This window comes from Delftia sp. RIT313 (assembly GCF_000632165.1).
GTDB lineage: Bacteria > Pseudomonadota > Gammaproteobacteria > Burkholderiales > Burkholderiaceae_C > Comamonas > Comamonas acidovorans.
Genome location: NZ_JFYT01000050.1, coordinates 60,243 through 68,936 on the forward strand (window position 1 = coordinate 60,243; position 8,694 = coordinate 68,936).

The following is an 8,694-nucleotide window of genomic DNA, read 5'->3' on the forward strand; positions in this document are numbered from 1 at the left end:
GCCCCCCGAAGGGGCCGCTTTTTGCCTTGGGGCGGCCCGGCGGCCAAAAATGCCGCCGCTGATGTGGCTGGTGACGGCCACCGTCACCGTGTTCATGCTGGCGCCCATGCTGCTGTCGGTGCTGGCCGGGCTGGTGCAGAACTACGGCCAGGGCATGTCCAGCGGCTTGACCACGCGCTGGCTGGCCGAGGTCTGGGCCGGCTACGGCAATACCTTGCTGATGTCGCTGCTGCTGGCCTGCGCCTGCGTGGCCATGACCTTGGTGCTGGGCGTGCCCTGCGCCTATGCGCTGGCGCGCAGCCGCTCGCCCTGGGCCCGGCATTTCGAGGAGCTGCTGACCCTGCCCGTGGCCATTCCGGGCCTGGCCAGCGCCCTGGCCCTGCTGCTGGCCTATGGCAGCGTGGCCGCCTTCCGCCAGAGCTTTGCCTTCATCCTGGTGGGCCATGTGGTGTTCACCCTGCCCTTCATGGTGCGCATGGTGGGCTCGGCGCTGCGCCGCCAGGAGCTGGTGGCGCTGGAGGAGGCTGCGCGCAGCCTGGGCGCCTCGTTCACGCAGCGCTTCCTGGGCGTGCTGGTGCCTGCCGTGCTGCCCGCCATCGTGGCCGCCTGCCTGATGGTGTTCACCCTGTCCATGGGCGAGTTCAACCTGACCTGGATGCTGCATACGCCGCTGACGCGCACCCTGCCCGTGGGCCTGGCCGACAGCTATGCGTCCATGCGCATCGAGGTGGGCTCGGCCTACACCCTCATCTTCCTCATCGTCATCCTGCCCGTGATGTGGCTGCTGCAGGCGCTGGGGCATTTCATCGAGAAGCATTATGGAAAGTAACAGCGTCGCCATCGACATCCGGCAGTGCGCCAAGACCTATGCCGACGGCACCCGCGGCCTGCAGGCCACCGACCTGCGCGTGGAGCCCGGCGAGGTGCTGGCCCTGCTCGGCCCCTCGGGCTGCGGCAAGACCACGCTGCTGCGCATCATCGCGGGGCTGGAGACGCCGGATGCGGGCAGCCGCATCGCCTTCGGCGACACCGACGTCACCCGCGTGCCCATAGAAAAGCGCCAGGTCGGCATGGTGTTCCAGCACTACGCGCTGTTCCCGCAGATGAGCGTGCAGGCCAACATTGGCTACGGCCTGCGCATACGCGGCGTGTCCGAGCAGGAGCAGCGCCGCGTGGTGGGTGAACTGGTGGACCTGGTGCGCCTGAACGGCCTGGAGCACAAGCGCCCGGCCGAACTGTCCGGCGGCCAGCGCCAGCGCGTGGCCCTGGCCCGCGCCGTGGCATCGCGCCCGCGCGTGCTGCTGCTGGACGAGCCGCTGACCGCGCTGGACGCCAAGCTCAAGGAAACCCTGCGCGACGAGCTGGCCCAGCTGCTGCGCCAGCTGCGCATCACCGCCGTCCACGTCACGCACGACCAGCAGGAGGCCATGGCCATTGCCGACCGCATGGCCGTCATGCAGGCAGGCCGCATCCTGCAGGTGGGCGACGGTGAGAGCCTGTACCGCCGACCGGCCCATCCCTTTGTCGCCACCTTCCTGGGGCGCGTGAACCAGGTCGAACGCAGCGAAGACGATGCGCGCAGCAACCGGCTGGCGCTGGCCGGGATGGAGCTGGCCTGCCCGGCCGAATGCACGGGCGCGGCCCGGCTGCTGCTGCGCCCTGAAGACATCGAGGTCTGCGCCGCCGGCACGCCGGGCGCCGTGCCCGCATCGGTGGCGCGCCGCGTCTTCCTGGGCGATCGCCTGCAGCTCACGCTGGAGCTGGCGGGCCACACGCCGCTGATGGCCGACGTGGCCCGCGACCACGCCGCGCAATCGGGCGACCGCGTGGCCTTGCGCATCGCCCCCCACCAATGGATGCCCAACCATGCCCACGCCTGAAAGCCATCGCACTTCCCGCACTTCCATGACCACCTTCCTGGCCCAGCTCACCGACCTGCACATCCGCGAACCCGGCCGCCTGACCTACCGCCGCATCGATACCGCCCAATACCTGGAGCGCACGGTGCAAAGCGTGCTGGCCCTGCCGCAGCAGCCGCACGCCGTCGTGATCACGGGCGACCTGACCGACTTCGGCCGGCCCGCCGAATACGCCCACCTGCGCAGCCTGCTGGCGCCGCTGGGCACGCTTCCCACCTACCTGCTGCCCGGCAACCACGATGACCGCGACGCGCTGCGCACCGCCTTTCCCGAGCACACCTGGCTGCGCAGCGAAGGCTTCATACAGTACGCGGTGGACATCGGCGATCTGCGGCTGATCGCGCTGGACACCGTGGTGCCCGGCCACAGCGAGGGCGCGTTGTGCGAGGAACGCCTGCAATGGCTGGAGCTGCAACTCACCGCCAGCGAGGGCCGCCCCGTGGTGATCGCCATGCACCACCCGCCCTTCGAGACCCTGATAGGCCACATGGACAAGATAGGCCTGCTGCAGGGTGCACAGGCACTCGAAGACCTGGCGCGCCGCCACCCCAACGTGCAGCGCGTCATCTGCGGCCACCTGCACCGCAGCATCCAGGTCGCCTTCGGCGGCACGGTGGCCATGACCTCGCCCGCGCCCGCCCACCAGGTCTGCCTGGACCTGGCACCCGATGCGGCATCGGCCTGGACGCTGGAGCCGCCGGGCTTCATGCTGCACGCCCTGCCGCACGGCGGCCGACTGGTCAGCCATGCCGTGGCCAGCGGGCAATTCGACGGGCCGCATCCGTTCTGGGATGCGGACGGGCGGTTGATCGACTGAGCCCGGGCCGGCGCGCCTGGCCGCGTCAGCGGCCCGCGCCGACCCGCTGGCGCCGCCCCAGCCCCATCCATCCGATGGCTGCAGCCAGCAGGCTCAGGACCGCAAGGGCTGCGTGCTGCAGCGTCGGCACGGGGGTCACCTGGCCACCGCCGGGGGGAGCCGCCACCGTATTGATGGACGCGGAAGCCATGCACGGCACCGTTCCCACGACCTGCCCTGCTTGCATGCACTGCACCGACGGGTCCCCGGCATCCACCGTGGCCACATTGGTAATGGTTGCGGGCGCCGGGTTGGACACGCTGGCCATCACGGTGAAAACAAGCGAGTCTCCTGCCGCGAACACGGGCACCGTGACCGCCAGCGATCCGGAGCCTGACGCCACGGGACATGGCGTGCTGGCGCCGGGCGTACAGGTCCAGGTGGCGCGCTCCAGGCCGGCAGGCAGGCTGTCGGCAATCTGCGCCTGGGTGGCGGCCACGGTCCCCGTATTCCTGACGGTGATGGTGTAGCGCACCTCCTGCCCCGCCTGCACCTGGCCTGCGGGCGAGATGCTGTGGGTCAACGACAGGGCAGGATGCACGGCCTCCCTGTGCCAGGACATGACGTTCTGGTTTTGCACGGGCGCCCCGGTCCACGCAACGGACACGCCGTTGCCGGGTATCTCGTAGGTCCCCAAGCAGGTGTCGCTTTCCCCCGAATAACTGACCTGCTGGGATGTTTCCGAGAACAACGAAGCGCACATCGCGTTGTTCATGGCACCCACCTGTTCCGTGGCCATTTCAAACCGGCTGAGCATATCCACATCATTGGGAGATCCACCCGGGCCAATTTGATTGATGGAGCGGTGCGGATTGTTTCCCGTCAGCCAGCGTTGAAGGTGGATTCTGTTTCTCACGATATTGGACCCACTGTCCGTGGAAACCCTGAATATGAATGCGCGCACATCCGGATCGGAACTGCTGTAGGTGTTCAATCCGTCCGAGAAACTATAGGAAGTCACCAGCGCCCTTATTTCGCTCTCGTCCAGATTGGGCTGCAAGGGTGCGGCCGTTTCAAACCAGCCGGCCAGGCGGGCGGTCCTCGGAAAATCCTGGCATGAGCCGTGAGACCCCAGGGGACAAGCCGTGCGATCCTGGAAATCCGAGTAGGAGGTTCTCATCTCCCCGTAGTAACGGGTCACTTGCGCGCTGGCGGGGGGGCAGGCCGAGAGTGCTGCGCCGGCCATCAAGGCAGCCATGAGGGCGTGATTTTTCATAGAACTCCCAGTGATAGATAGATTTACGCTATCAAGGTATCACTGGTATTGAACTTTAAAAATCACCAATCCCCTACAGCCACCATCCAATGACAAATATTTGCAATCCCGCCATTGGAATTGAACTCCAGGTTGTCGTCCTGCCTACTTTTCAACGGAGAGCGCCGATGAATGCGGAACTGCATAACAACCCATCTGCCGCCCAATATCTTTCTTGATTGGAATGCACAATACCCAATTTGAATCGAATATATTGTGACAAAAGTTTCAAATAGTAAATGACAGTGATGAATGGCGGTAGATCCGAACCTGGAACGCCGAGGACGGCACCCTCACCGATCCACAGGCAGCGCCAGCGTCTCCTTGACCTCTTCCATCACCACATAGCTGTGCGACTCAGCCGGCACGGGCAGTTTCTTGAGGATGTCGCCCAGCAGGCGGCGGTACTCGCGCATGCCGCCCAGGCGGGCCTTGACCAGGTAGTCGAAGCTGCCCGAGACAAGGAAGCACTCCAGCACGTCGGGCACGTGCAGCAGTTCCTGGCGCACCTTGTTGAAGACCTCGCCCGACTTGGACGAGAGCTTGATCTCCACGAACACCAGCAGCGTCTTGCCCAGCGCCTCGGGTGAGAGGTGGGCGTGGTAGCCGGTGATCACGCCATCGCGCTCCAGGCGGCGCACGCGCTCCGAACAGGGCGTGGCCGAGAGGCTGACCTGCTCGGCCAGTTCGGTCATGGAGATGCGGCCGTCCCGCTGCAGGATGTCGAGGATCTTGCGGTCGGTGCGGTCAAGCACGCGGTTTTCACTTTTGGCGGCCATGGCGGCGATTCCCGGGGCTTATCAATCACTGGAGAGTAGCAATATTTCAGTGGTTTCCACTGCCTCATCGTCAATAGACTTTGATTTCATCTTGTTGACCTGGCGGTGAATCGTATGAAAGTCCTTGTTCTTGGCGGCGGTGTCATCGGCGTGACCAGTGCGTACTACCTGGCGCGGGCCGGTGCCGAGGTCACGGTGCTGGACCGGCAGGATGCGCCCGCGTCCGAAACCAGCTTTGCCAACGCGGGCCAGGTCTCGCCTGGCTACTCCACGCCCTGGGCGGCGCCCGGCATTCCGCTCAAGGCCCTGAAGTGGATGCTGCAGGAACACGCGCCGCTGGCCGTGCGCCTGGACGGCAGCCTGTTCCAGCTGCGCTGGATGGCGCAGATGCTGCGCAACTGCTCTGCCCAGCGCTACGCCGTCAACAAGGAACGCATGATGCGCGTGGCCGAGTACAGCCGCAGCTGCCTGCAGCAGTTGCGCGCCGACACCGGCATCGCCTACGAGCAGCGCACCGGCGGCACCTTGCAACTGTTCCGCACCCAGGCCCAGCTGGACGCCGTGGAGCGCGACGTGGCCGTGCTGCGCGAATGCGCCGTGCCCTTCGAGCTGCTGGACCGCGACCAGCTCGCCCAGGTGGAACCCGCCCTGGCCCAGGCGCGTGACCGGCTGACCGGCGGCCTGCGCCTGCCCAAGGACGAGACCGGCGACTGCCACCGCTTCACCAACGAGCTGGCCCGCATCGCCACCGGCCTGGGCGTGGAATTGCGCTTCAACCAGAACGTGGATGGCCTGGTGGTCGAAGGCGGCCGCATTGCCGGCGTGCGCGTCAATGGCGAGCTGCTGACCGCCGACCGCTATGTGATGGCCTTCGGCAGCTACTCGCGCCAGGCGCTGGAGCCGCTGGGGCTGGACCTGCCCGTCTACCCCGTCAAGGGCTATTCGCTCACCGTGCCGCTGGGCAACCCGGCGCTGGCGCCGCAGTCCACCGTGCTGGACGAGACCTACAAGATTGCCGTCACCCGCTTTGACGACCGCATCCGCGTGGGCGGCATGGCCGAGCTGGGCGGGTTCGACCTGCGCCTGGACCCGCGCCGCCGCGCCACGCTGGAACTGGTGGTCAACGACCTGTTCCCGGGCGGCGACGTGGCGCGCGCCAGCTTCTGGACCGGGCTGCGGCCCATGACGCCGGACGGCACGCCCATCATCGGCGCCACGCGCTATGCCAACCTGTTCCTGAACACCGGCCACGGCACGCTGGGCTGGACCATGGCCTGCGGCTCGGGCCGGCTGATCGCCGACCTGATCACCGGCCGTAGCCCGGAAATCAGCACCGACGGCCTGGCCCTGGACCGCTACACGCACCGGCCGGCCCGGCACCTGGGGGGCAGTTCCACCCCCGTCTCCGCCTGAGCGCAAGACACCTTGAACACTTGAGGCGGCCTGCCCCGGCCCTGCTGAACGGGCCGCTACCCCAGCGTCAGGTCCCGCAGCGCGGACATCAGCGGCGACCAATGGGCCTTGGGGTGGCTGATGAGAAGCCAGCTGCGGCGCGTGCGCAGCTCGGGGATGGGCAGGGACTGCAGGCGCTCGGGATTGCTGCGCAGCACATGGCTGGGCACGTAGCACAGCAGGTCGGTCTGGCCCACGATGTCGATGGTGGCCTCGGTGTTGTGCTGGATCTCCAGGGCCACGGTGGGCGCGCCCAGGCCCTGGGCCGCGAAGGCCTCGTCCACCACCTTGCGCACGGCGGCGCCCGGTGCCGGCAAGGCCCAGGAGTAGCCCTGCAAATGCCCGAACCTCAGGCCCTGCTCCTGCGCCAGCTGGAACAGCGGGTGGCGCGGCCGTGCGGCGGCCCATAGCTCGTCCTCGCCAATGACCACCTGGGCGCAGCGCGTGGCATGGCCCGGGTAGGACGGCACCACGGCCAGGTCCAGGCTGCCGTCGAGCAGCGCGCGCTCCAGGTCGTCGGACTTGCCCACGGTCAACCGCACGCGCAGGCCGGGGCGGCGGCGCAGCAGCTCGGCCACGGCCCGGGTGGCGCGGCTTTCCGAGGTGGCCTGCGTGAAGCCCAGGCGGATCAGGCCCACATGCTGGGCCTGGATGTCGCTGGCGGCGCGCATTGTCTCCTCATGCCGCAGCACCAGTTGACGCGCGGGCTCCATAAACAGCTGGCCGCTGCTGGTCAGCGCCACGCCATGCGTTCCGCGCGTGAACAGGGCCGCTCCCACCCCCTGCTCCACGCGGCGCACGATCTTGGAGACGGCCGGTTGGGTCAGTTGCAGGGCAGCGGCCGCACGCCCGAAATGGCCATGCTCGGCCACGGCCAGAAAGCAGGCCAGCTCGTTATAGGCAAATCCCGTCATGCCATTCCTTGTCAACGAAGAAAAACGAGAAAGCTTGCTACCTTGCCGAGCAAAGCCATTCCAGATGTGCATCGATTTTCGCTGGTTTGGTTATCACCAAGACAGGGCTTGTGGCTAGAGTTTTGGCATGGAAACTTTTTGAGCCACATCATGAACCCACCAAACATCGTGCTCATCGTCGCGGACAACCTGGGCTGGGGCGAGCTGGGCTGCTACGGCGGCGGTGCGCTGCGCGGCGCGCCCACTCCGCGCATCGACCAGCTGGCCTGCGAGGGGCTGCTGCTGCAGAACTTCAACGTGGAAAGCGACTGCGTGCCCACGCGCTCGGCCCTGATGACGGGGCGCCACCCCATCCGCACGGGTGCCCTGCAATCGGTGCCGGCCGGGCTGCCCCAGGGCCTGACGCGCGGCGAGACCACGCTGGCCCAGCTGCTGTCGGCCCAGGGATATGCCACGGCGCATTTCGGCAAATGGCATCTGGGGGACATTCCGGGGCGTTATCCCTCGGACCGGGGTTTCGACGAGTGGTACGGTATTCCGCGCACCACGGACGAAAGCCAGTTCACCGCGACCACGGGCTACGACCCCCTGGTGGCGCCCCTGCCCCACATCATGGAAGGCCGCGCGGGCGCGCCCTCGGACGATGTCAAGGTCTATGACCTGGAATCGCGGCGCAACATCGATGCCGAGCTGGTGGAGCGCTCGCTGGACTTCATGCGCCGCAACCACGCCCGGGACCGCCGCTTCTTCCTGTACCTGCCCCTAGTGCACCTGCACTTTCCCACGCTGCCGCATGCGGATTTCGCGGGCCGCACCGGCCAGGGCGACTTTGCCGACTCCATGGTGGAGATGGACCATCGCGTGGGCCAGATCTCGGACGAGATCGACCGGCTCGGCCTGCGCGAGGACACCCTGTTCATCTTCTGCAGCGACAACGGCCCCGAGTTCCGCCAGCCCTACCGCGGCACGGCCGGCCCCTGGCGCGGCACCTACCACACGGCCATGGAGGGCAGCCTGCGCGTGCCCTTCATCGCACGCTGGCCGGGCCGCATCCAGGCCGGGCGCACCAGCAATGAAATCATGCACGTGACCGACATCTTCTCCACCCTGGCGGCGGTGGCGGGCGCTGCCGTGCCGCAGGACCGGCCCATCGACGGCCTGGACCAGACGGCCTTCCTGCTGGGCGAGCCCCGGTCCGCGCGCGAGGGCTTTCTCTTCTACATCAAGGACCAGCTGCGGGCCGCGAAGTGGCGCGACTGGAAGCTGCATTTCTACTGGGAGCCCGAGGTCAACGAGAGCAAGGGCAAGCTGGAGTCACCCTACCTGTTCAACATCGTGCGCGATCCCAAGGAGGAGCATGACGTGCTGATCTTCAACACCTGGGTGCTCAACCCCATGCTGACCATGGTCCAGCGCTTCAACGAAAGCTGCAAGGCACACCCCAACACCGCGCCCGGCCTGGATGCGGCCCGGCCAGCGTGCGATGAAGGGCACGCGCAGGCTGCCCTCCATGGCCGTG

At 67.2% G+C, this 8,694-nt stretch carries 8 protein-coding genes; 5 read left to right on the plus strand and 3 right to left on the minus strand.

Annotated features, from left to right (window positions below):
* Positions 1-61: 61 nt before the first annotated feature.
* From BW39_RS15075 to BW39_RS15085, 3 genes are read left to right on the plus strand one after another with little or no spacing between them, the layout of a single operon-like run.
* Positions 62-829 carry an ABC transporter permease gene (locus tag BW39_RS15075; protein WP_043822705.1) on the plus strand — a complete coding sequence of 256 codons (768 nt, stop codon included), beginning with the start codon at positions 62-64 and terminating at the stop codon, positions 827-829.
* The gene (locus BW39_RS15080; protein ID WP_043822683.1) at positions 819-1,880 is read left to right on the plus strand and encodes an ABC transporter ATP-binding protein; all 1,062 of its coding nucleotides are present in this window, start codon (positions 819-821) and stop codon (positions 1,878-1,880) included. Before BW39_RS15075 ends, BW39_RS15080 begins: the two co-directional genes overlap by 11 nt.
* Positions 1,867-2,736: a phosphodiesterase gene (locus BW39_RS15085; protein WP_043822685.1), complete on the plus strand. Its 870-nt coding sequence runs from the start codon at positions 1,867-1,869 to the stop codon at positions 2,734-2,736. The genes BW39_RS15080 and BW39_RS15085 overlap by 14 nt, the downstream gene beginning before the upstream one ends.
* A gap of 25 nt (positions 2,737-2,761) precedes the next feature.
* Here BW39_RS15085 and BW39_RS15090 read toward each other — a convergent pair whose 3' ends face one another.
* Positions 2,762-3,991, minus strand: a complete 1,230-nt coding sequence (locus BW39_RS15090; RefSeq protein WP_043822688.1) for a DUF11 domain-containing protein — start codon at positions 3,989-3,991, stop codon at positions 2,762-2,764.
* Positions 3,992-4,323: 332 nt separating this feature from the next.
* Positions 4,324-4,809, minus strand: a complete 486-nt coding sequence (locus BW39_RS15095; RefSeq protein WP_043822690.1) for a winged helix-turn-helix transcriptional regulator — start codon at positions 4,807-4,809, stop codon at positions 4,324-4,326.
* Positions 4,810-4,923: 114 nt separating this feature from the next.
* Here BW39_RS15095 and BW39_RS15100 point away from each other — a divergent pair, with 114 nt between their 5' ends.
* The gene (locus tag BW39_RS15100) at positions 4,924-6,222 is read left to right on the plus strand and encodes a D-amino acid dehydrogenase (protein WP_012204956.1); all 1,299 of its coding nucleotides are present in this window, start codon (positions 4,924-4,926) and stop codon (positions 6,220-6,222) included.
* Between the two features lie 56 nt (positions 6,223-6,278).
* On the opposite strand, the gene BW39_RS15105 is transcribed toward BW39_RS15100, so the two are convergent.
* Positions 6,279-7,175 (minus strand): LysR family transcriptional regulator, encoded by an 897-nt coding sequence (locus BW39_RS15105; RefSeq protein WP_043822693.1) that lies wholly within the window; start codon positions 7,173-7,175, stop codon positions 6,279-6,281.
* 150 nt (positions 7,176-7,325) lie between these two features.
* On the opposite strand from BW39_RS15105, the gene BW39_RS15110 reads away from it, so the two are divergent.
* Positions 7,326-8,694: arylsulfatase (locus BW39_RS15110; RefSeq protein ID WP_235264212.1), on the plus strand; the 1,369-nt coding region annotated here is incomplete at its 3' end.

Bases quoted from the DNA above. Each gene is read 5' to 3' on its own strand.
- BW39_RS15100 (WP_012204956.1), top strand. From the start codon at position 4,924: ATGAAAGTCCTTGTTCTTGGCGGCGGTGTCATCGGCGTGACCAGTGCG.
- BW39_RS15105 (WP_043822693.1), bottom strand. From the start codon at position 7,175: ATGACGGGATTTGCCTATAACGAGCTGGCCTGCTTTCTGGCCGTGGCC.
- BW39_RS15080 (WP_043822683.1), top strand. From the start codon at position 819: ATGGAAAGTAACAGCGTCGCCATCGACATCCGGCAGTGCGCCAAGACC.
- BW39_RS15090 (WP_043822688.1), bottom strand. From the start codon at position 3,991: ATGAAAAATCACGCCCTCATGGCTGCCTTGATGGCCGGCGCAGCACTC.
- BW39_RS15095 (WP_043822690.1), bottom strand. From the start codon at position 4,809: ATGGCCGCCAAAAGTGAAAACCGCGTGCTTGACCGCACCGACCGCAAG.
- BW39_RS15075 (WP_043822705.1), top strand. From the start codon at position 62: ATGTGGCTGGTGACGGCCACCGTCACCGTGTTCATGCTGGCGCCCATG.
- BW39_RS15085 (WP_043822685.1), top strand. From the start codon at position 1,867: ATGCCCACGCCTGAAAGCCATCGCACTTCCCGCACTTCCATGACCACC.